The organism is Neobacillus sp. PS3-34, from assembly GCF_030915465.1.
Lineage (GTDB): Bacteria > Bacillota > Bacilli > Bacillales > Cytobacillaceae > Neobacillus_A.
This window is the reverse complement of record NZ_CP133267.1, coordinates 1,525,001-1,546,879: the sequence shown is the minus strand read 5'-3', so window position 1 is coordinate 1,546,879 and position 21,879 is coordinate 1,525,001. Positions and strand designations below refer to the sequence as shown.

The following is a 21,879-nucleotide window of genomic DNA, read 5'->3' as shown; positions in this document are numbered from 1 at the left end:
CAAAATTATCTATACTAAGTAAAAGCAGACAAAGTGAAATGACAGGTGGAATGAACATGCCAAAAGAAAAAAGATACAGTGAAATGGCAGAGTATGAATTGATGCAGGAGATTGCCAGGCTCCACGAACAGGCGCGTAAAGCCGAACAGATGGGGATGGTTAGTGAGTTTGCTGTTTTAGAAAGAAAAGCCATTATGGCTAAAGCATATTTATTGAATCCAGATGATTTTCAGCCAGGGGAAATATATGAAATAGACGGCGACCCTGGTGCTTATTTTAAAATTGATTATTTAAATGGGGTCTTTGCATGGGGCTTCCGATTAAGCGGCAAAGAAGACGAAGAGGCCCTGCCAATTTCAATGTTAAGGAAATTAATAAAATCATCAGTGGAGATGAACCCCACTGATGAAGGACAATCAGGAAAATAATTCATTATTTGTATCGTTTTCTCGTTGGTTTGATGCGCGCATACGCTCCTGTGGATGAGTATTGATCGTTCCATCAGCACGTTTTGAAGCATATTCGGCCTTTGCTCTTGGTTCGCCTTCAAATTTGTTGTTATTTTGGTTCGGGAAACCTGTTTCTTTGTTTCTCATTAAGATGTACCTCCTGTGTAGGGAATGAGAAAACGTGAAAAGCAAAGTGGATTCAATGCTAACCACGTATAAATAGTATGGGGCAATTTTATCGAGGTTATGTTAAAAGAAAATCCCAATGGAGTGATTGACATGAAAGATTACCAGGAAAGATTAACAAAGCTTTTGCTGAATAAGAATGATTTCTTATCGTATGAGCAGGCAAGAACATGGATCGAACTATTATGGGATGATTTTGAAACAACATACGCCCGGGCTGGCAGAGAATATAAAGGCATTGAAATGACAGAGAAAATTGTGCGGCATTGGATTGAACAATATGGAGAAAACCTTCACGAATTTGTAGCCCAAAATCCTAAATATAAGGATTACTTAATACAGGACAAAAACAAGCTTCATTAAAAATAAAAGCGATGACATTCAGGTGTCATCGCTTCTTTTGTTCGTCTAGAGAATAGTTAAATAATTAAATGTTGAATAACTAACTTCTATCAAGTGTGTATTAATCTAGCTCCAGCGCCCATGCCTGTCGGGGCTGAACTGGGCGCTTGCGCTTTTTATTTTTAATTTGGAAGTATATCCAGTTTTTTGCGCAATTTTTCTTCGCTGAAGATCCAGCCGGTATAGGATGTAATAATTTTTAGATCCCGGTCTAACTGGACAACCGCCACAAAAGGATAGTATCCGTTGCTTCTGTATCGAAGATCAATGAACCGGACTTCGTAAAAATCATCAAATTCATCTACTTCCCAGCGATAAACAGGGGAAAACGATAAAAATGCGGAAAGATTTTTATCCTTTTTTGCTGCTTCAATAACCGGAGTTTGGGGGACGGCGATTCTTTGAAAACGATCCAGAATCCTAACATGGTAATTCTGTGCAACACCGACGAAGAATTTGTCTTTGCTCATGGCAGCAATTCGCCATTGATGATACTTCATCGTAGGAGCAATAATAATTTCTTCGGCATCAGGGAGTTGTACCTTCACCTCTGCCAATACCCTTTGCTTTGCAAGAATACGGGCAATGTAATAACAAATGATGACTGCATATACCCCTAAAAAAGTATAACCAGGTTGAGTTCCTCCCGCCCAAATAAAGAGTCCAATTACATGAATTCCAAAAATAAAAGGATCGAAGGTATTTATTATCCCCAAAGCTACCCATTTTCTAGAAAGGCCTTATTGCCTGGGTTCCATATGCATTAAATATATCAACAAATACATGAAGGAATACGGCCAAAAAGGTCCATAACCATAAATGGAGCAGGTTTGCTTCGGGATAAAATGGATAGACAACGGCGAATATAGTGAGCGGCCGATAATAATACAGCAGGGATTGAATGGGTGATGCCTCTATGGTTGCGGATATAGACCGCATTATTTCTGAGCTTTAGAACCGTATCTATATCAGGAATCTGCGAACCAATTATCGTTCCAATTAATACGCTGCTTGCTGTGGCATGGTCTGCAGCAATGGCCGGGTCAAGAGTAGCTAATCCTCCCAGCGCGAGCCCCATAACAACATGAGTTCCTGTATCCAAAGGATCGCCTCCTTTTTTTAAAATATTAAAACTCACACTTGCTTGTTTATCCCCATTTGGTCTAATTTTAAAAGAGATACATTTTTGTGCTGTTTTACTTTTACATTTGTCGTTAAAAAATTTTATTATTATATTCCCTATTTACAGAATGTTTAACACCCTGGAGGAACAAAAATGAATGAAACACATTTGAAAAATCTTGAACAATTTAATATAGAAAATTTCCAGCATGACTTAATTTCTTGGTTCAAAGAAGAGCAGCGTGATCTGCCCTGGAGAAAGGACCAGGACCCCTACAAGGTTTGGGTCTCTGAAATTATGCTACAGCAAACACGCGTCGATACGGTAATCCCTTATTTTAACCGTTTTATAGACATGTTTCCTACTCTTAATGACCTCGCCGAGGCAGAGGAAGAGAAAGTTTTGAAAGCGTGGGAAGGGCTTGGATATTATTCCCGCGTTCGGAATCTCCATTCAGCTGTAAAAGAAGTTAGAGAAAAATACTCAGGTAACGTTCCAGATACACCTCAGGAGATATCTGGCTTAAAAGGGGTAGGTCCATATACTGCGGGAGCAATTTTAAGCATTGCCTATGGAATCCCAGAACCAGCTGTTGACGGAAATGTTATGAGGGTTTTTTCAAGGCTACTTTCCATTTGGGCCGATATTGCAAAGCCTTCATCAAGAAAAGTGTTTGAAGAAGCAGTTCGATCCACTATTTCCGTTACAGAGCCTTCTTTTTTTAACCAGGCATTAATGGAACTTGGCGCACTCATTTGTACACCGACCTCGCCTTCTTGTTTGTTATGTCCGGTTCGTGAGCATTGTACTGCCTTTCATGAAGGAGTACAGGCAGAATTGCCGGTTAAATCAAAGAAAAATAAACAGAGGGATGTTCAGCTTGCAGCCCTGATTCTTACAGATGAAATAGGGAAGTACTTGATTCATAAACGTCCTGAAACAGGACTGCTCGCAAATTTATGGGAATTTCCTAATGTGGAAATCCACCATCCGCTACAATATGAAAAATTTCAATTGGCCGACCAATTTAATCAAACGTTTGATTTAATTGTGGAACCTGAAAATATGATTGGGCAAATAGAGCATGTTTTTTCACATTTAATCTGGAATATAAAAATCTACACAGGAAAAATAAAAGAGGGCTTTCAGGAATCTCCGGAATGGAAGCTCGTTTCATTTGAAGAGATGGAGCAATATGCTTTTCCTGTATCGCATCAGAAAATGCGCAGAATTTATGAAGAATACAAAGAGAACGCCGAGTAGCTGCCGGCGCTCTTTTTTAGTATTTAATTAATCGTAAGTAATCTCAGTTCCGTGTGTGTAATCTGCCTCACCGCGTTTCATCCCGCCGCGGCTTTCAATTTCTTCAATGATTTCGCGATGGATGGTTTGACCTTCGCTATTCAAATAGGGGGTTATTTGCTGAAAGGCATGGTGAAAAAAGGCTAGTTCACTGTTGTTCCAGCCTTTCTTTGAGGTCATTGATAATTCAGTCATATCTCTGCCGACGTACATTTCACATTCCTCATTTCATTTGTCTCTTCTTTTTATTCTCTTTATTCGAATTGTCTTCTATACCTTAAAAAGCTAAAATGTAAACAAACCAAAAGTAAAAGGGGAAAGACAATGACACAAAAAATTGCACTCATCACAGGAAGCAGCAGAGGAATTGGACAAGCGACAGCAATCAGGCTGGCAGAAGCAGGATATGATATTGTTATTAACTATGCAAGAAGTAAAAAGTCCGCACTGGAAACCGCTGAAAAAATAGAAGCTCTTGGAAGAAAGGTACTGGTTGTTAAAGCAAATGTAGGGGATGTAAACAAAATCAAGGAAATGTTCGCGCAAATTGAACAGGAATTTGGACGTCTGGACGTATTTGTAAACAATGCGGCATCTGGAGTTTTGCGCATGCAATGGAACTTGAAGAGTCTCACTGGGATTGGACGATGAATATTAATAGCAAAGCGTTATTATTTTGCGCCCAAGAAGCAGCAAGGCTTATGGAGAAAAGCGGGGGAGGAAAAATTGTCAGTATCAGCTCACTTGGGTCTATCCGTTATCTTGAAAATTACACCACAGTCGGTGTTTCTAAGGCAGCCCTGGAAGCACTGACACGATATCTTGCAGTTGAATTATCACCTAAAAATATTGTCGTCAATGCTGTTTCGGGCGGAGCGGTAGATACAGAAGCCCTTAAACATTTTCCGAATCGCGAAGAACTTCTTGAAGAGGCAAAAGTAAAAACTCCTGCGGGAAGAATGGTGGAAATAACTGATATGGTAAATTGCGTGATGTTCCTTTTGACAGATGAGTCGAGTATGATTCGTGGCCAAACGATTATAGTTGACGGCGGAATTTCACTGCTTGTGTAAATAAGTAATGCGTATGTGGGTTTTTTTACCATAAAAAAATAGGATAAGCTTCTCCATGCTTGGTTAAATTAATGAGCGTGGAGGTGATTACAATGGCAAACTTCAATCAACAGCCAAACAAAACACAAGCTGGTACTAACGTCCAGGAAGTAAAACAGCAAAATGCACAATCTTCACAAGGCCAATATGGCACTGAGTTCGCGAGTGAAACAAATGCGGCTGAAGTGAAAAAACAAAACCAGCAATCAGCTGCTGGAAAATCAAGCCAAGGCCAATATGGCACTGAGTTCGCTAGCGAAACAAACGCTGCTGAAGTGAAAAAACAAAATCAGCAGGCAGAAGCTGGTAAAAACCAAAACAGCGGCGAATTCGGCCAACAATAATCATCTTTGCTTTAAGGCACTCTTTTAGGAGAGTGCCTTTTTTCTGGTGTTATATTCAATATTCCTTGTTTGTTTCGACAAAACTTCTCTTGTCTCGCCAGAACTAGTCAAAGGATAAAATTCTTTATGAAAGAATTACTTATGAAGAATAAAAAAATTGGGCGGGGTGGAGAATGAACAATTTTAACCGTTTGGTTTCCGAGCAACTGAAGACGATGGAAAAATTACTCTACATTCAAGCTGAATTGGAACGCTGTCAGGAAATAGAAGAAGAATTACAGCTTCTACAAAATGAAAGCGAGCTTGAAAGTGTTCACTTAGAAGTACTGCGGATGAAGAAAGAGCTAAGGGAAATTCAGAAAATATTTGAAAAACAAACAGAGGATGTAATCCAATCCTATCAAAAGGTAGAAGAAACATCTTGCATTTGAGGTATTATTCTAAAAAAAATTGATTTTTTTACAAAGAGTCGTTGATTTCAATGGCTCTTTTGTTTTAAATTCTTTCCCCAACCGTTATAATAATAGAAAATAGGAATTGTACTTTGTTGCCTTTTGTCGTTTGATCGGATATGGATAGGTTGCAAAGCGTTCGAGAAATGAAGGTAGGGGAGAATCATGGGCGTACCCATCGAAGGTGAGCCAATGCAAATACATAGCTATAAACACAATGGGCACATCCATCGCGTCTGGGAAGAAACGACTGTTTTAAAAGGGACGCAAAATTTGGTCATTGGCGGGAATGACCGGACAATTGTCACTGAATCGGATGGAAGAACATGGGTGACAAGAGAGCCTGCTATTTGTTATTTTCATTCCCAGTACTGGTTCAATGTAATCGGAATGATCCGTGAAGACGGAGTTTATTATTACTGCAATATCAGCTCACCATTTATTTTTGACGGTGAAGCACTTAAATATATCGATTACGATTTGGATATTAAAGTTTTTCCAGATATGACGTTTAATTTATTGGACGAGGATGAATATGAACGCCACCGCCGTGAAATGAAATATCCCGAGGTCATTGATCAAATACTTAAAGCAAATGTCGAAAAGTTAATCCGCTGGATCCGCCAACGAAAGGGCCCATTTGCACCAGATTTTATTGATACATGGTATGAACGGTATTTGACTTATAGAGGTTAAAATATTCTTCCATTAAGGGCTTAGGTATATGGTTTCTTAGTGGCAGAGAAGGAATGGCCATTTTCCATACCTGTTGATTTTTATATCAACAGGTTTTTGTTTGAAGAATGGCTGGGAGAGGAGAAAAAGCTTGAGCAGTATAAGAAGATATCTTCAATTTGTTAAGCCCTACCGGATGCAAATTATTGGGACTATCATAATCGGGTTAATTAAATTTGCCATTCCTCTTATCATTCCCATGCTGATTAAGTACGTGATCGATGATATTATAGGGAGTCACACGCTGTCACAGAGCGATAAAATTCAACGGCTCATGTATATTTTGGGTGGCATGATTTTCATCTTTGCCGTTCTGCGCCCGCCAATTGAGTATTATCGGCAGTACTTTGCGCAGTGGACTGCAAGCAAAATTTTATATGAGATCAGGGATCATTTATATAAACATATTCAAAAACTCAGCTTTAAATATTATGCCAATACGCGCGCGGGTGAAATCATATCGAGGATGATCAATGATGTCGAGCAAACAAAGACATTTGTCATTTCAGGGCTTATGAACCTATGGCTCGATATCGCTACAATCGTGATTGCCATCGTGATTATGTTTTCCATGAATGTTAAGCTGACCGTCGTTTCCATTCTTTTGTTTCCGCTGTATACTTTATCTGTCAGATATTTTTTTGGTAATCTGCGGAAGCTCACAAGAATACGCTCCGCACCTTGCCGAGGTACAAAGCTATTTGCATGAACGGGTCCAGGGAATGGCTGTAATCAAAAGCTTTGCGATTGAAGAGTACGAACAAAAGCAGTTTGACAAACAGAATAAAAACTTTTTAACGAAAGCGTTGCAGCATACCAGCTGGAATGCCAAGGCGTTTGCTGCTGTTAATACCATTACTGATATTGCGCCATTAATTGTAATTGGCTACTCTGCTTATCTTGTTATTCAGCACACCCTCACACTTGGCACGATGATTGCCTTTTTTGCCTATATTGATAAGCTTTACAATCCACTGCGGAGGCTGGTGAATTCCTCCACCACATTAACTCAATCATTTGCTTCGATGGACAGGGTCTTTGAACTAATGGATGAAAAATACGATATTGTGGATCCAGAGGATGCGATTGTTTGTGATAAGGTATCTGGCGATGTTTCATTCGAAAATGTAAGCTTTGCCTACAATGAAAACGAAGATACAGTACTAAAAAATATTACCCTTGATGTAAAAAGGGGAGAAACAATTGCGCTTGTGGGAATGAGCGGTGGGGGGAAATCTACCTTTGTCAGCCTTATTCCGCGTTTCTATGATGTTTCGAATGGACGTATTTTACTGGATGGAGTTGATATTCGCCGGTTTAAGGTCCAGACGCTGAGAGATAAAATTGGGGTAGTGTTCCAGGATAATGTCCTTTTCAGCGAATCGGTTAAAGAGAACATTTTGCTTGGAAAGCCGGATGCTTCTGAGGAGGAAGTGTTTCGCGCGGCCGAAGCTGCCAATGCCCATGAATTTATCAATAGCCTGCCACAGGGATATGATACGAGAGTAGGAGAAAGAGGCGTAAAGCTTTCTGGAGGACAAAAGCAGAGGGTTGCAATTGCGCGTGTATTCTTAAAAAATCCGCCTATTTTGATATTGGACGAAGCGACTTCTGCATTGGATCTTGAAAGTGAGCACTCAATCCAGGAATCCCTGGAGGAGCTCGCGAAGGAACGGACCACCTTTATCGTAGCCCATCGCCTTTCCACAATTACACATGCTGACAGGATTGTGCTGATCGAGCATGGCCAGATCGTTGAGATTGGAAAGCATGACGAGCTCATGAAAAAACAAGGTAATTATTACAAACTATTTCAGGTACAGCAGCTTGAACATAAAGAAGAAAACGAAGCAGGATGAGCCTGCTTCGTTTTCTTCTTTATTCTATGGAATTTTCATCAATTTTTATTTCATTTTCATCCTGGTGGTAGGATTGAAAGCTCGTGATTAACGTATCTAAATGCTCAACTTGTTCCCCGTAGTCGATGATGGTTGAGACGATTTGCATCGTGTGATATAAATGGCCATCGTCTTGCTCAGATACTTCCTTCTGGCGCAATAAAAAAAGTCCGAAAAGTTCCTTTTTATTTAAACATAATGCCCCTTCTTCATATACAGTCTGATTTCTAATTTTCCCGATAAAGCGCAGCATAAGCTGCTCATGGTGATTGATAAGGCAATCAAGCTGTTCTTGAATTGACTGCTGGAATCCCTCCGGCAAAAGGTGTAGCTCGTTCTCGAAACGATGCAGCCGTTTAAGTGTGTCCAGGGCTTTCTTTGTGGCAGAAATCATCTGCCTGTAAATGACAAGCTTCCTGGACTTAACTAAATCATTCTTTTTTAGGTAATAACGTTCTTCTTTGTACATTAAGTAAAGTTGTCCGATTTTAATCATGTTATCTTTTAACTTATCGATATCATTTTTTAATAGATTATGGTCCGACGCATGCCTCGAGCTTAATCGGATCCAGCGAAGTATTTCCTCTGTTGTATTGGAAATTTTAAAATAAAGCTTATTTTCATATTTAGGAGGAAGAAAGACAAGATTAACGATAAAAGCGGCGAAAACTCCAAGCATAATGGTAGAGAAACGTATCGCAGAAAACTGAATGAAATTTCCACCAGGTGATTCCATAATGGCGACAAGTGTAACCAGGGATAACCCGATTGTGTTTTCAATTTTCATTTTCAAGTTGATGGTGATAACGATAATGGCTGCAAGGCCAATGACGACAATATGGTTCCCTAACGCCAATACAAAAAACATGGCTAGCACGGCACCAATAAGATTACCCTGAATTTGTTCAATAATCGATCGGTATGAACGGTAGATGGTCGGCTGGACGGCAAAAATTGCAGCGATGCCAGCAAAGACTGGCGAAGGGGAATGAACCAGCTGTCCTAAATATAAAGATAAAATAATTGCTATTCCCGTTTTCAAAATGCGGGCGCCTAACTTCATTACAAGATATTTCCTTTCCTATAAAGGTTTTATTGTTACTATAAACCTTTTTGCTAAAGATTAAACAATTATGTACTATACATTGATTACTATGGAGAATCAAGCAATAATGGAAAATTACCTATATTTATAAAAGGCGTCCGCAGCTCGCGGACGCCTTTTATGATCGTTTAGGAAATTATAAAATTGAATGAAGTGGATAACTTCTACAAGTTGTATTAATCTAGCTCCAGCGCCCAGCCCCTCGGGGTCATAAGCCAAATCACTCCAGAAATCAGGATTTCCTGCGTGATTCGTCTTATGCCTGTCGGGGCTAAACAGGGCGCTTGCGCCTTTTATTCTTATTCAGTCGAAACGGATGGATCTGCCTGCTCTTTAACCGGCAGGATTGCAACAAAGTGGTTCTCTGGAGTGGCTAACAATGCTTTCAATTCGTCTGCTTCATCTTTCTGGCCGTCAGCAGCAAGGATTTCAACATAGTTGCCTAAAAGCTCCTGTAAATCTTTTTTACCCTTTTCTCCTAATGCGGATACTGAAACTTTGGCTCCTTTAGCGACCCTTCTCTGAATGGCTTCCTTCGTCAGCCCTTTATCAGGCTGGTGCCGGACATATACGACACCGCCAGTCATTCCGGCGCAAATCCATGGGCCAGGGTCACCTAGAACAAGAGCGCGTCCATTCGTCATATATTCAAACGCAAATCCTTTAATATTGGCATTGGAGCCGATATTTCCTGCTTCGTTTTCAGAGATAGGTCTTTCAATTCGCCCGCCGATAATGATGTCAGCTCCCGAAAGTCTTATGCCTGCCCGTGCATCGGCATTTCCCTGGGCGATAAGCAAGCCCTTTTGAGCACCGTAGCCAAAACCTTTTCCGACAGAGCCATTATAGTATCGGCCGTTTTTGCCGGGTGATTTGAGGACTGTAATACTTCCTCCAAAGGCTGTTTTTCCGATGCCATCCTGCGCTCCTCCGTTAATAACAATATTAATTCCCTCTGTGTTATACGCACCGAGCCCATTCCCTGGTATCGAACCTTCCCGGTAGGCAAGCTTGACAGCAGGTAGCTGCCTATAAGAGCCATCCAATCTGCCCCGGACCCTGTGACAGGAAACCCTGCTTCCTAGCACGCGCTGTTCAGATGTGATGCTGTAAAATTCACGTGATGTATTCAATTGCTCAATACTGGCATCGAGGTATTCAGCCCCGACAGCAACCTGCTCCTGTGCATGCTGTAGTGAAAAGTTTTCCCCATGCTGGCTGAATTGAGATATTTCAAGCGGCTTAAGCAAATAAGACAGGTCAAGCTGATGCTGCCCATTAATTTGTTCCAGCAAATCTGATCTTCCGACAGCATCCTGCAAGTTTTTGATCCCAGCGGATGCTGCCAGCACTTTTAACTCTTGGGAGAATCCTGTGAAAAGATTTATCAATCCCTGGACGGCCAAATCAAGCTGGCGTGGAACGAAACGCCTTAATCCGTGTTCCTTTGCCTGGGCTTCAGAATCAATTTGGGTAGCAATACCGACATGGCATGTATCCAAGTGGCAGCCCCTGCAGGTTGTGCATCCAATCGCAAGCATAGATAAGGTACCAAAACCTACGCGATTCGCCCCTAGAAGCATGACCTTCATAACATCGAGGGCACTTTTAATTCCTCCGTCAGCCCAAAGCTCGACCTGGTTGCGAAGACCGCTTTCAAGAAGGGCATTGTGGGCAGCTTTTACACCAATTTCAACCGGAAGGCCTACATGCTGGAGTGCATGGATTCGTGCTGCACCTGTACCGCCGTCAAATCCGCTCAGGGTAATAATATCAGCGCCTGCTTTTGCCACACCGACAGCAATGGTACCGATATTTGGAACTACTGGGACCTTAACGGCAATTTTAGCCTGGTCGTTGGCTGTTTTTAACTCGAGAATCATTTGTGCCAAATCTTCAATCGAATATATGTCATGGTTATTGGAAGGGGAAATAAGATCCGAACCAATGGTGGCATTTCGGGCTTCAGCGATTTTCGCGGTCACCTTCGATCCCGGAAGGTGGCCGCCTTCTCCTGGCTTCGCACCCTGGCCAATTTTTATTTCTAATAGATTTGAAGAATTTAATAGTTCCGCGTTTACTCCAAATCTTCCGGAAGCAACCTGCTGGCCTCTCGTTTTAGGATATTTACCGAGCATATCCTTTATTTCTCCGCCTTCGCCGTTTAGGCTGACCATATTTAAACGTTCTGCCCCTTCCGCATATGCGCGGAAAGCTGTTTCATTTTGAGAACCGAACGACATCGAAGAAATAACAAACGGAAGGCTGTGCTCCCCCACACTGATATCAACATTGTCGGGGGAGATAGTTGAGTTGCTCGTTTTTAAGGCTGTTAAATGGCGAATCGTCGTCGGATTTCCAGTTTCCTGCTCTGTGATTTTTTCACGATAAGCATTATAATCGCCAGTTGACGCTACATCGCCAATTGCTTTCCAGATGCGCGGGAACAGATGGAATGTTTTTCCGATTCGTTCGTTATCATTTTGGAAATCAGCTGCCCTTGCAATGGCATCTTCCTTCATGCTTGCGAAATTGTATATAAGTTCAGTTGAACCAAAGAAATTAACAATACCGAGAACTGATGCAATCTGTTCATTAAGGCCTATTGCGGAAAATAAACGCCCATAGCCTCTTAATTCATGGATCCCGATCGTCGAAATGACCTTTTCCAGCCCTTTAGTAAGCGCAGTGTAAAGATTCAGCAGAGGAGTCACTGAGTCATCCAATACAGTCAGGAACATATAGTAAGGGTTAACCAAATCTGCTCCCAGACCATAAGCTGTCACAATGTCATGAAGCGAGCGAAGGGCTGCTGACCGCAGAACAATCGAACAACTTCTTCGTAATTCAGCTTTCACAAGTGCCTGATTAACGGCAGCTGCAGCTAAATGGGGATCGAGCCACAGTGCATCGTCTTGGTGGGCTTTGGCATCATCCAGGATAAGGAAGGATTTCCCTGGCTGGACAGCTTCGACAGCTTCACAAGCAAGCCTTTCAAGTGCTGCGGCAATTTCTTCACCATGATTAAAAGTTGCAGATAAATAGGCAGCCGATTTTCGCTCTAAAAAGAATTGTGCCAATTGGTCAAAGCTAGGCTGCTGTATTGACGCCGAGCAGTCATAACCAGCTCTTCCTTCTAAAAGAAGAGGAGAGGTGAGTTCAATGACCTGGCAGGCAGTTTCATTTGTGAAAAGGGATGGACGCTTTCCGATAATAACCCTGGTTGAGAAATGTTCCATCTCCCGATCACGGTCAATTGCCGGATTGGTGACAACAGCTACACTTTCCTTAATAAAATCGGGAATATTTTTTCTTTCAGGATTCAGGGCTGCAAGCGGTGCATCGTGCCCTAAGGAGCGAATAGGCTCAATCCCTTTTTCAGCCATCTGTTCGATTAACTGAATATGGTCACGCTCCCAGCCAAACGCTTTATATTGTCCATTATGGATTTTATCCGGGTGTGCCATCGTGACTGTTTTCTCAAAAACTGGAGGATAAAGTCTGCTGCGTACCTCCTTGAGCTCGACGCGTTTTGAAAAACGGCTGTATACTTCTTCCTGAAATGCTCTTTGTTCAAAAAGCTCCAATTTGCTGCCTTTCCATTTAAAGCCTACTTTTTCACCAGGTGCCAACGGCTTTGGCTCATTTACAAACTCACTTGAAGGAATGATGCCCTGTTCAGAAGAGAATAAATAAGAGCTATCGGTTTCAAGCATCCAGAGCGGACGAAGGCCGAGGGCATCGACACTGAATACCGCCTCATCGCCAAACCGGGAGATGATCCCTCCACCTTGCGCAAAATGTCCCCAGCTTTCTCTCATATACGTGTACAAATCTTGAAGATGTTCCGGGTATGCTTTTATTTCATTAATAATTGGTGGGAACACCAAATCCATTGCTTCGAATAAAGAATACTCATCCCGGCAGATAAGAGTTTCCATTGTGCGGCTTAAATCCTGGGAGTCACTGCCGCCTTCAACTAGAGGAACGCCAATCATCCTGGCTTCGTCTCTCAATCTGGCAATTGTATTGATTTCTCCATTATGTCCGAGCACGCTGAATGGCTGAACCCTGAAAAAACTTGATAAAGTATTCGTGGAATAGCGGTTATGGCCCAGAGTCATTGTTGAAGCTACAAGTGGGCTGGCAAGGTCATCATAATAGTGTGGAAGAATATCTCCCGCACCCATTACTTTATAGACGGCATGATGCTGGCTGAGTGAAGCGACATGGACAGCTTCATTTTTCTCAAAATCGACAAGGGCATGGAATAATTCTTTGGATAGTGAGGAGCCGCTTTTATTTGATAGACAGGCAATTTGCCAGAATACAGGATTTTCTTGAATCGCAATTGGTCCAAGAGCAGAAGAATCGGTTGCCTGATCGGTTTCAAATATTAGCTGGAGTCCATAGGTTGCTAGCTTTTTTCTTAATTGATCTTTAACGAGTGGAATGTCAGCTTTGCTGCTGATAAATACATGTCCGACAACGAATCCGTCTAGAACGGAAATTTCAGGGTTAAGCCCTGCATCTGCAAGTTTTGCTTTCCAAAGTGTTCTCGGAATATCGATGTGAATGCCAACTCCGTCACCCTCTCCATTAATAAAGCCTGCCCTATGATTCATAGTGACAAGTGCATCAATGCAGTTGAAGATATTTTTCCTTGTAGGCAAATTATTTTTTTCCAGGCATGCGACAATTCCGCATGCATCATGTTCCTGATTATGAAAATCTTTAAAAAGCGAAGGGGTCCAGTTTTGATTCATCAATTTGGCTTTACAGGGTTTATCCTATAAAGCTTTCACCTCCTGAAAAACGTATAGTTTGAATGTGCTGCTAGGGTGGTATATTAAATTGATTTAGTTATTTAGCGGGGCGTTCATTTAAAGGACAGAAAAGTGAAAATATATATTTATAGTATCATAGCAATTTTCTGAAATCAAATATTTATACATTTATTTGGATATGAAAAACAAGTGGGAAATGTGATAAAAAGATATTTTTTGTTAATTGCAAACGTTTTCAAAGAAAATAAACAAAAAAAGGAAAGGCACCACCTTTCCTTTTTTGCATAAAATATGAATATTTATTCGTTTTTAAGTGAGTAAAATGCATGATTTACAGCATGGAGGGTTGCTTCGATGTCTTCTTCTGTATGGGCAATGGTGACGAACCATGCTTCATACTTAGACGGTGCAAGATTAATACCCTGATGAAGCATCAATTTGAAGAACTTAGCGAATGTTTCGCCGTCTGTATTCTCTGCCTGCTCGTAGTTTTCAATTTTTTCGTTTGTAAAGTAAATGGTCAGTGCACCTTTTAAGCGGTTAATCGTAATTTGAACATCATGTTCTTTTGCAGCAGCTAAAATACCGTCTTCAAGCATCGAACCTAAACGATCAAGATAATCGTACACGCCTTCTTGCTTTAATACCTCAAGGCAGGCAATTCCAGAAAGAATGGATGCAGGATTACCGGCCATTGTACCAGCCTGATATGCTGGACCAAGCGGAGCCACTTGTTCCATAATTTCTTTTTTCCCACCATAAGCGCCGATTGGAAGCCCTCCGCCAATAATTTTTCCAAGAGCAGTTAAATCAGGCTGAATTCCTAGTAAATCCTGAGCGCCGCCATACATAAATCGGAATGCAGTGATAACTTCATCGTAAATGACGAGTGCACCTGCTGCGTGAGTCAAGTCATTGACCTGTTGAAGAAAGCCGGGATTTGGCTCGACAATGCCGAAGTTGCCGACAATCGGTTCCACTAAAACAGCTGCGATTTCACTGCCCCATTTTTCGAGAGCTTCTTTAAATGGTTCAATATCGTTAAATGGCACCGTGATGACTTCCTTTGCAATGCTTTTCGGTACTCCCGCAGAGTCAGGGGTGCCAAGCGTAGAAGGCCTGAACCAGCTGCGACAAGTACAAGATCGGAATGGCCATGGTAACAGCCGGCAAATTTAATGATTTTGTCCCTTCCTGTGTAAGCCCTGGCAACGCGGATTGTTGTCATGACAGCCTCTGTCCCGGAATTTACAAAGCGTACTTTATCAAGAGAAGGAATGGCATCCTTAATCATTTTAGCAAACTTCACTTCATGTGGAGTGGGGGTGCCATATAGGACTCCGGATTCTGCCGCTTTTTTTATAGCCTCCGTGATATGGGGATGGGCGTGTCCGGTAATAATAGGACCGTAGGCTGCGAGGTAATCAATATACTGGTTGCCGTCAACATCCCAGAAGTAAGCTCCCTGAGCGCGCTCCATAACTACGGGTGCTCCTCCTCCGACGGCTTTGAAGGAACGTGACGGACTGTTGACGCCGCCGACGATATGATTTAATGCTTCATTATGTAATCTTTCAGAATTGGTGAATTGCATGTTTTACCTCCTTAAAATCAATACTTTTCTATTCTAGCACTTTTTTAGTGATTTATGGCTGTAACAACATTATGACTATTTTCGCCAACCTATTCCAATTTAATAATGCTTGGTAGTTGTTTTGGGTCCGCCAATTAGCTAAACTGTTTTGTTAGGCGGCAATTCTTCAGGAGGAATGAATTAATGAACATCAATGCAATAGAAGTAAAGGATTTACGAAAAGAGTTTAAGTCTTATTCGAGCAGAACGGGATTAAAAGGTGCGTTTAGAGACCTTTTTACCAGAAATTATAAAGTCATGGCAGCTGTTAACGATATTAGTTTTTCAGTCAGGCAGGGGGAAATGGTTGGTTACATAGGGGAAAACGGTGCCGGAAAGTCAACTACCATAAAAATGCTGACGGGCATTCTAACCCCTACTTCCGGACAAATTATTGTAAACGGAATGAATCCACACAAGGAAAGGGAAAAATTTGTCCAAACAATTGGAGTTGTTTTCGGGCAGCGCTCCCAGTTATGGTGGGACATTGCCGTCCAGGAATCCTTCAGGCTATTAAAAAAGGTATATAAGGTTTCGGACGCCCATTATAACGAGCATATGGACCATGTGATCAAGACACTGGATATTGAACCGCTATTGGACAAGCCGGTCCGAAAATTATCTTTGGGACAGAGAATGCGTTGCGAATTAGCTGCAGCTTTAATCCATAACCCGCCATTACTGTTTCTCGATGAACCAACAATTGGTTTGGATGTACTTGTAAAACTAAAAATCCGAGAATTTTTAAAAGAAATAAATGAGAAGTATAATACAACGATTTTGCTGACTACCCATGACCTGTCAGATATTGAAGCCCTATGTGAACGGGTAATCATGCTGGACGAAGGAAACATCATTTATGACGGAGCATTGAACAGCTTAAAGGCTAAATGGGGAGAAGGAAAAGAGCTTCAATTTCAATTTGTGGAAAAAGTCGACATGGCAGCATTACGTGATTTGACCATTGGCATGCCGGTGAAATGGGAGCTTGATGAAAAGAAACAGATTTTCTCCGCACTCATTGATGATATAGATGAGCTGATTTCACAGGTGATCGCGAAAGTGGCTGCTGCTTATAAAATAAAGGATATGAAAATCAATGAAATCACTACAGAAGAAATCATTCGCAACATCTATGAAAAAGGATCAGTCTAATGAAGGGAGGGAACCTGAATGGATAAGTATTTGGAAATGATCCGCATCCGTTTTTTAATGATGCTTGCGTACAGAACGAATTATTATACGGGAATTTTAATTTACGGCATCAATATTGGCGGACTATTTTTTATGGTCGGCTATTTATGGAAATAAAGGCCACATAGAGGGGCTAACCGTTGTCCAGATGACAACATATGTCGCGATTGCATGGATGGCAAGGGCGTTTTATTTTAATAATATCGACCGTGAAATGGCGGTTGAAATTATGGAAGGCAAAGTGGCAGTCGAACTCATTCGGCCTTACAGCTATTTGTGGATGAAAACGATGCAGGGTTTAGGTGAAGGAATCTTTCGTCTTCTCTTCTTTTCGGTGCCCGGAATGCTGATTGTCTCACTAATCTTTCCTGTGAAAATTACATGGAATCCGGCTGTCTGGGGGTTTTTCGTAATATCCATTCTGCTTAGCTTTCTTATCAATACCCAGTTGAATTTGCTGACTGGAATTACCACTTTCTTCTTATATAATAATGCTGGTCTAATCCGTGCGAAAAGAGTCGTCATTGACCTTTTCTCGGCCTGCTGCTTCCCATCAGCTTTTTCCCTGGATGGGCACAGCATTTGATGAAATTTTTGCCGTTTCAGGGAATCAGTTATATTCCCAGTATGATCTTTACAAATGGCTTCAGCCATCATCAGGCAATAAATGCGATACTTCAGCAATCTGTTTGGGTTCTTGTTCTGGTTTTGCCGGTGCAGATACTATGGATTCTGGCTAAAAAGCAGCTTGTCATTCAAGGAGGGTAATGGATGTTTTATGGATCAATGTTTTTCCAATATCTTGCCCAGTACTTGAAGACGAGGCTTCAATACAGGGCAGACTTATTTGTTGAGATTTTTTCTGATTTATTATCACAGGCAGTCAATTTTATCTTTATTCTGGTCGTTTTCGGCCAGTACAAGCCTTTTGGCGGGCTGGAACAGAGATGAAATCATTTTTATTTATGGTTTCTTCCTTGTCCCATTTGCTATTTTCTCGTCCTTTTTCAATATTTGGGATTTTAATGAGCGGTATATTGTAAAAGGGGAACTGGACAGGATTCTTACAAGGCCAATTCATAGCTTGTTTCAGATTATTCTGGAGCGGATTGAGCTGGAATCATTATTCGGGGCGGTTACAGGTCTGGGTGTCATGTTTTACTCAGGAAGCCGTCTTGGACTTGAGATTATGTGGTACGATCCGTTCATTTTTCTTTTATTTGTAATTGGTGGTGCGCTTGTGTATGGCGGGGTTTTTGTGATGCTTGCATGCATCAGCTTTTGGGCAGACGCAAGAACGTCGATTATGCCGATGATGTACAATATTGGTAACTATGGCCGTTACCCCGTTGACATTTATAATAAGGCAATCAGATTCATTCTGACATGGATTTTGCCTTTTGCTTTCGTTGGTGTCTATCCAGCTGCTTATTTTCTCGGGAAGAGAGAATGGTTTGGATATGCTTTTTTAACACCTGTTATGGGCATTGTCTTTTTTGCCATTTCCATTCTTTTGTGGAATGAGGGTGTAAAGAAGTACAGGGGTGCGGGAAATTAATATGGGATTTTCGAAAACCAGACGTGTTCGTCTGGTTTTTGATATTTAATGGGGCAAGCCTGCATAGAAATAGACTATACTTATGTCCGGAAAGAGAGGGCGGTTTATGTTCTATTTGCTGCTTACTTTAATTGTCTTTTGTATATTCATGAGTTTAAAAACTCTGTTTTCACCTTATAAGATAAAAGGAAAGCTCGTATCCTTTGAAAATTTCATGTTCTTAACAACCATTTACGTAACGGTAATGATTGGCTTTGGACTAATTTATTCATTGCTCCATTTAAACGGATATCCCGCTCTTGGTGATACATCTTCTGTACGCCCCGCGAATGGGTTTGCTGACACTCTTGAAACAAGTATTTATTTTAGCGCGATGACGCTCTTTTCGGTCGGTCATGGAGATATTGTACCACTTGGAGCAGGGAGAGTGATTGCTATTATTGAAGCGTTAATTGGATATACCATTCCCGCAGCGTTTGTAGCTAAAGCAGTATTCGATATGGAACATAAACCACCGATTGTAAAATAGTTGTGTTAGCTGAGAAGATTGGATACGCTAAGTACACAATACTAATAATTGGAGTGGTCTTAATGACGATACAAACAGGAGCTGCAGCACCTGATTTTGCTTTGCAAGCAACAAACGGAGAGATGGTAAAATTATCGGATTTCAAAGGGAAAAATGTTGTTCTCTACTTTTATCCGAAAGATATGACACCTGGCTGTACAACGGAAGCATGTGACTTTCGCGACCAGCATGAACAATTTGGCCAGTTAGGAGCGGTGATCTTGGGTATCAGCCCTGATCCGATTGACCGCCATAAGAAATTCATGGAGAAATACGGTTTGCCCTTTTTATTGTTATCTGATCCTGATCATCAAGTGGCAGAAGCTTATGATGTATGGAAGCTGAAAAATAACTTTGGAAAAGAATATATGGGGATTGAAAGAAGCACGTTTGTAATCGATAAAGAAGGTAAAATTGCCAAAGAGTGGAGAAAAGTTAAAGTAAAGGGCCATGTGGAAGAAGCTCTCGAATTTATTAAGGGGAATATATAGGTAGTTTGGGATTCCATACCTGCTTGCCGGAAAAAATACAGCCCAATATGGCCTATTTTTCTACATAAAGGCTGATGTCCATGCAAACAAACAAGTTTTGAATATCATTTTATTAGGGCATACCTCCTCAGATATATTTTTAGCGGGTCATAATGACCCGCCTTTTTTGTTTTAATGATGTAAATTTTAAAAAAGTGCTATGATAAAAAAGAATGACCTAGGAGGTTAATGCTCAGCGTAGGTCGTTTAAATTTTTAAGTATAATCTTCATACATATATTAATAACAGAAATGATTTTGTGAACGTAATTGATTTGAAAAGGGGCTATTAATGATGAAAATTTATACGAAAACAGGGGATAAAGGCTCTACCTCACTTATTTATGGCCAGCGTGTGGCGAAAAATGATCCTAGAGTAGAAGCCTATGGAACATGCGATGAAACGAATTCGATGATTGGCCTTGCTCTCAGTTACTTGAAAGGTGAATTTTTCCCTGGCAAAGAAGAGCTAGAAGCAGTGTTTCATCAAATACAAACCAATCTATTTCACGTAGGTGCAGAGCTTGCGACTCCTAAGGGAAAAGAAGTAAAATGGAGCGTTTCAGAAGAGGATATAAAAAAACTAGAACTTCAGATAGATGAATGGGAATCTACCCTTACACCGTTAACAAATTTTATTCTACCTGGAGGACATCCAGCAGGGGCAGCGTTTCACGTAGCAAGAACAACAGCCAGGCGTTCTGAAAGGTGTGCAGTCGGGCTGGAAGAAGTAAACCCATTGGTCCTTGCATACCTGAACAGGCTTTCGGACCTGTTATTCGTAACCGCCCGTTATGTTAATGATAAACTGGGAATGGAAGAAAAAATTCTCCATGGCCGTTAAGAACTTCAAAAGATTTACCATTCTAGAGGTTACAATATTGACAAAAGGATTAATTGCTTAGTAAACTAATTATAACAATTATAATGTAATAATTTCTTTCGGGAAGAGGTGCATGACGATGTCACAGCCCCAATTAAAAGAAGCTTTGGATACGTTGAAGGAGACAGGAGTGAGGATTACTCCCCAACGTCATGCGATACTCGAATATTTAATAAACTCGATGTCGCATCCTACTGCTGACGATATATATAAAGCGCTGGAGGGGAAGTTCCCCAACATGAGTGTGGCGACAGTTTACAACAATTTGAGAGTATTTCGTGAGGTTGGACTGGTAAAGGAATTGACTTATGGAGATGCCTCAAGCAGGTTCGATTTCATTACGACAGATCACTACCATGTTATTTGTGAAAAGTGCGGAAAAATTGTTGATTTCAGCTATCCGGGTTTAGATGAAGTGGAACATCTTGCTTCACATGTAACAGGCTTTAAAGTAGGCCATCACCGCATGGAAATTTACGGCACCTGTCCGGATTGTGCGGTTAAAGAGGCACATTGATTAAAAAGTAAAAGCCGAATCATAAAAATGATAACGGCTTTTTTTATTTTTTAAATTAAAAAAGCTATCTCTATTGAAAGAGATAGCTATTTTTCGTTTCCTTTTTTATTATAGTCCTCATCGAATTCTTTTCCTTCAAGCTTAGGGTCAAGTGTTAATGGTTCATTGCAATACATGCACATATCCACTCGGCCAAGCATTTTTGTGGGTTTTCCACAGCTTGGGCAAACCACCTGAATGGTTTTCGTCGATAGCATGCCGATCCAAAAATATACTACTGTACTAGCGATGATAAATAAAAGCCCTAAAATCATAAAAATCGTCATAATTAAAGGAGAAGTGCGGAAAAAAATACCTCCATACATTACAATAAAGCCTATAAAAATCAGGCTTAATGCAAATGAGCGTATTTTATTTATTTTACTAGAATATTTAGCCATCTGATTCCCTCCTGAAAAAAACTATACCACAACTTTCTGTTTTGAAAAATGGTACACTAGGAAGGTCTGATTTTTCCTTTTTAAAATTAGAAGGATAATTTTTATCACTGTCGAAAATATAGGCTATGAAAAAAAGGCGCAAGCGCCCTGATCAAGTAAAAAAGTGTGGAGGAATAAAACAATGGAAGATATCCTTCGTCCGATTTATCAGGAAAGAGCAAGCCAATCTAATACTCTGGGAGTATTATCGATAGAAAAAAAACAAAAATCTTTTTCTTCAACGGATTCTTTCGATGCAATTCTGCTCATTATCGTCAGAGAAGCAGACAAGCCTTTATTTATTAAACATTATTCTTATTCAGATAAAAAGGCAGCCATGCATATTATTACGGAAGAACAATTAAGAGAATGGATTTTGTTGGGGTCCAATCGGAAGATTTTTGAATGGATTAATGATTCGAAGATTTTATTCGACCGCAATGAATTTGTAGCACATCTCAAAACGGAGCTCAGGGAATTTCCCTTCTATGGAAGGAAAATAAAAATGGGGGTTGAATTCGCTAAGTTAATCCGTCGTTATGTGGATGGTAAAGCTTTGTTTGAAAACCATCAATACTTGGATGCATACAATCATGTAGTTCACTCCCTTCATCATCTTGCCA

17 protein-coding genes and 6 pseudogenes (1 of these 23 running past the window's edge) are annotated in these 21,879 nt (G+C 40.8%); 16 read left to right on the top strand and 7 right to left on the bottom strand.

Annotated elements, in window-relative coordinates; all coding sequences use genetic code 11:
* The first annotated feature begins 56 nt into the window (after nt 1-56).
* Nucleotides 57-428 carry a YfhH family protein gene (locus RCG23_RS07995; protein ID WP_308179273.1) on the top strand — a complete coding sequence of 124 codons (372 nt, stop codon included), beginning with the start codon at nt 57-59 and terminating at the stop codon, nt 426-428.
* Here the strand turns inward: RCG23_RS07995 and RCG23_RS07990 are convergent.
* Entirely contained in the window at nt 417-596 is a 180-nt protein-coding gene (locus tag RCG23_RS07990) for a small, acid-soluble spore protein K (RefSeq protein WP_308179272.1), read from the bottom strand. The two genes, RCG23_RS07995 and RCG23_RS07990, sit on opposite strands and share 12 nt — an antisense overlap.
* Before the next feature lie 132 nt (nt 597-728).
* On the opposite strand from RCG23_RS07990, the gene RCG23_RS07985 reads away from it, so the two are divergent.
* A complete protein-coding gene (locus tag RCG23_RS07985) occupies nt 729-998 on the top strand; it encodes a YfhJ family protein (RefSeq protein WP_308179271.1) in 270 nt (89 codons plus the stop codon).
* Nucleotides 999-1,159: 161 nt separating this feature from the next.
* Here the strand turns inward: RCG23_RS07985 and RCG23_RS07980 are convergent.
* A pseudogene (locus tag RCG23_RS07980) lies at nt 1,160-2,139 on the bottom strand (metal-dependent hydrolase).
* Nucleotides 2,140-2,313: 174 nt separating this feature from the next.
* Here RCG23_RS07980 and mutY point away from each other — a divergent pair.
* The gene (gene mutY / locus RCG23_RS07975) at nt 2,314-3,423 is read left to right on the top strand and encodes an A/G-specific adenine glycosylase (protein ID WP_308179270.1); all 1,110 of its coding nucleotides are present in this window, start codon (nt 2,314-2,316) and stop codon (nt 3,421-3,423) included.
* Between the two features lie 27 nt (nt 3,424-3,450).
* Here mutY and RCG23_RS07970 read toward each other — a convergent pair whose 3' ends face one another.
* Nucleotides 3,451-3,675 (bottom strand): hypothetical protein, encoded by a 225-nt coding sequence (locus RCG23_RS07970; protein ID WP_308179269.1) that lies wholly within the window; start codon nt 3,673-3,675, stop codon nt 3,451-3,453.
* Nucleotides 3,676-3,786: 111 nt separating this feature from the next.
* Here RCG23_RS07970 and fabL point away from each other — a divergent pair.
* The 5 genes and pseudogenes from fabL to RCG23_RS07945 all read left to right on the top strand — a co-directional run bounded on the left by fabL (nt 3,787) and on the right by RCG23_RS07945 (nt 7,964).
* Nucleotides 3,787-4,535 (top strand): annotated as a pseudogene (fabL, locus tag RCG23_RS07965) (enoyl-[acyl-carrier-protein] reductase FabL).
* Between the two features lie 92 nt (nt 4,536-4,627).
* Nucleotides 4,628-4,918 (top strand): gamma-type small acid-soluble spore protein, encoded by a 291-nt coding sequence (locus tag RCG23_RS07960; RefSeq protein WP_308179268.1) that lies wholly within the window; start codon nt 4,628-4,630, stop codon nt 4,916-4,918.
* Nucleotides 4,919-5,091: 173 nt separating this feature from the next.
* Entirely contained in the window at nt 5,092-5,349 is a 258-nt protein-coding gene (locus RCG23_RS07955; RefSeq protein ID WP_308179267.1) for a YgaB family protein, read from the top strand.
* Between the two features lie 186 nt (nt 5,350-5,535).
* Nucleotides 5,536-6,066: a nucleoside tri-diphosphate phosphatase gene (locus RCG23_RS07950; protein WP_308179266.1), complete on the top strand. Its 531-nt coding sequence runs from the start codon at nt 5,536-5,538 to the stop codon at nt 6,064-6,066.
* Between the two features lie 130 nt (nt 6,067-6,196).
* A pseudogene (locus tag RCG23_RS07945) lies at nt 6,197-7,964 on the top strand (ABC transporter ATP-binding protein).
* A 19-nt stretch (nt 7,965-7,983) separates the two neighbouring features.
* Here RCG23_RS07945 and RCG23_RS07940 read toward each other — a convergent pair.
* The 3 genes and pseudogenes from RCG23_RS07940 to RCG23_RS07930 form a co-directional block, all read right to left on the bottom strand.
* Nucleotides 7,984-9,066 carry an FUSC family protein gene (locus RCG23_RS07940; protein ID WP_308179265.1) on the bottom strand — a complete coding sequence of 361 codons (1,083 nt, stop codon included), beginning with the start codon at nt 9,064-9,066 and terminating at the stop codon, nt 7,984-7,986.
* 341 nt (nt 9,067-9,407) lie between these two features.
* The gene (locus tag RCG23_RS07935; RefSeq protein ID WP_308179264.1) at nt 9,408-13,874 is read right to left on the bottom strand and encodes a glutamate synthase-related protein; all 4,467 of its coding nucleotides are present in this window, start codon (nt 13,872-13,874) and stop codon (nt 9,408-9,410) included.
* Nucleotides 13,875-14,194: 320 nt separating this feature from the next.
* A pseudogene (locus RCG23_RS07930) lies at nt 14,195-15,489 on the bottom strand (glutamate-1-semialdehyde 2,1-aminomutase).
* Nucleotides 15,490-15,672: 183 nt separating this feature from the next.
* Here RCG23_RS07930 and RCG23_RS07925 point away from each other — a divergent pair.
* From RCG23_RS07925 to perR, 7 genes and pseudogenes are all read left to right on the top strand, one after another.
* Complete coding sequence (locus RCG23_RS07925; RefSeq protein ID WP_308179263.1) at nt 15,673-16,683, top strand: ABC transporter ATP-binding protein; 1,011 nt, start codon at nt 15,673-15,675, stop codon at nt 16,681-16,683.
* An 18-nt stretch (nt 16,684-16,701) separates the two neighbouring features.
* Nucleotides 16,702-17,490, top strand: a pseudogene (locus RCG23_RS07920) (ABC transporter permease).
* A gap of 3 nt (nt 17,491-17,493) precedes the next feature.
* Nucleotides 17,494-18,280: pseudogene (locus tag RCG23_RS07915) on the top strand (ABC transporter permease).
* A 106-nt stretch (nt 18,281-18,386) separates the two neighbouring features.
* Nucleotides 18,387-18,809 (top strand): ion channel, encoded by a 423-nt coding sequence (locus RCG23_RS07910; RefSeq protein ID WP_308179262.1) that lies wholly within the window; start codon nt 18,387-18,389, stop codon nt 18,807-18,809.
* Between the two features lie 62 nt (nt 18,810-18,871).
* A complete protein-coding gene (gene bcp / locus RCG23_RS07905) occupies nt 18,872-19,339 on the top strand; it encodes a thioredoxin-dependent thiol peroxidase (RefSeq protein WP_308179261.1) in 468 nt (155 codons plus the stop codon).
* A gap of 333 nt (nt 19,340-19,672) precedes the next feature.
* On the top strand, nt 19,673-20,221 hold the full coding sequence (locus RCG23_RS07900; protein WP_308180000.1) for a cob(I)yrinic acid a,c-diamide adenosyltransferase: 549 nt from the start codon (nt 19,673-19,675) through the stop codon (nt 20,219-20,221).
* Between the two features lie 118 nt (nt 20,222-20,339).
* A complete protein-coding gene (perR, locus tag RCG23_RS07895) occupies nt 20,340-20,777 on the top strand; it encodes a peroxide-responsive transcriptional repressor PerR (protein WP_308179260.1) in 438 nt (145 codons plus the stop codon).
* 86 nt (nt 20,778-20,863) lie between these two features.
* Here perR and RCG23_RS07890 read toward each other — a convergent pair whose 3' ends face one another.
* Nucleotides 20,864-21,217, bottom strand: a complete 354-nt coding sequence (locus RCG23_RS07890) for a YgzB family protein (protein ID WP_308179259.1) — start codon at nt 21,215-21,217, stop codon at nt 20,864-20,866.
* A 181-nt stretch (nt 21,218-21,398) separates the two neighbouring features.
* Between RCG23_RS07890 and RCG23_RS07885 the strand changes: the two genes are divergently transcribed.
* Nucleotides 21,399-21,879, top strand: the 5' portion of a protein-coding gene (locus RCG23_RS07885) for a nucleotidyltransferase-like protein (protein WP_308179258.1). It continues 395 nt past the right edge of the window; 481 of the gene's 876 nt are visible here — the first part of the coding sequence; its start codon is at nt 21,399-21,401; its stop codon lies off the right edge, out of view.

What these genes read in the sequence shown, in the direction of transcription:
- RCG23_RS07925 (WP_308179263.1), top strand. Translation starts at nt 15,673, where the DNA reads ATGAACATCAATGCAATAGAAGTAAAGGATTTACGAAAAGAGTTTAAG.
- RCG23_RS07890 (WP_308179259.1), bottom strand. Translation starts at nt 21,217, where the DNA reads ATGGCTAAATATTCTAGTAAAATAAATAAAATACGCTCATTTGCATTA.
- mutY (WP_308179270.1), top strand. Translation starts at nt 2,314, where the DNA reads ATGAATGAAACACATTTGAAAAATCTTGAACAATTTAATATAGAAAAT.
- RCG23_RS07985 (WP_308179271.1), top strand. Translation starts at nt 729, where the DNA reads ATGAAAGATTACCAGGAAAGATTAACAAAGCTTTTGCTGAATAAGAAT.
- RCG23_RS07940 (WP_308179265.1), bottom strand. Translation starts at nt 9,066, where the DNA reads ATGAAGTTAGGCGCCCGCATTTTGAAAACGGGAATAGCAATTATTTTA.
- RCG23_RS07900 (WP_308180000.1), top strand. Translation starts at nt 19,673, where the DNA reads ATGAAAATTTATACGAAAACAGGGGATAAAGGCTCTACCTCACTTATT.
- RCG23_RS07935 (WP_308179264.1), bottom strand. Translation starts at nt 13,874, where the DNA reads ATGAATCAAAACTGGACCCCTTCGCTTTTTAAAGATTTTCATAATCAG.
- perR (WP_308179260.1), top strand. Translation starts at nt 20,340, where the DNA reads ATGTCACAGCCCCAATTAAAAGAAGCTTTGGATACGTTGAAGGAGACA.
- bcp (WP_308179261.1), top strand. Translation starts at nt 18,872, where the DNA reads ATGACGATACAAACAGGAGCTGCAGCACCTGATTTTGCTTTGCAAGCA.
- RCG23_RS07990 (WP_308179272.1), bottom strand. Translation starts at nt 596, where the DNA reads ATGAGAAACAAAGAAACAGGTTTCCCGAACCAAAATAACAACAAATTT.
- RCG23_RS07955 (WP_308179267.1), top strand. Translation starts at nt 5,092, where the DNA reads ATGAACAATTTTAACCGTTTGGTTTCCGAGCAACTGAAGACGATGGAA.
- RCG23_RS07910 (WP_308179262.1), top strand. Translation starts at nt 18,387, where the DNA reads ATGTTCTATTTGCTGCTTACTTTAATTGTCTTTTGTATATTCATGAGT.
- RCG23_RS07995 (WP_308179273.1), top strand. Translation starts at nt 57, where the DNA reads ATGCCAAAAGAAAAAAGATACAGTGAAATGGCAGAGTATGAATTGATG.
- RCG23_RS07960 (WP_308179268.1), top strand. Translation starts at nt 4,628, where the DNA reads ATGGCAAACTTCAATCAACAGCCAAACAAAACACAAGCTGGTACTAAC.
- RCG23_RS07970 (WP_308179269.1), bottom strand. Translation starts at nt 3,675, where the DNA reads ATGTACGTCGGCAGAGATATGACTGAATTATCAATGACCTCAAAGAAA.
- RCG23_RS07950 (WP_308179266.1), top strand. Translation starts at nt 5,536, where the DNA reads ATGGGCGTACCCATCGAAGGTGAGCCAATGCAAATACATAGCTATAAA.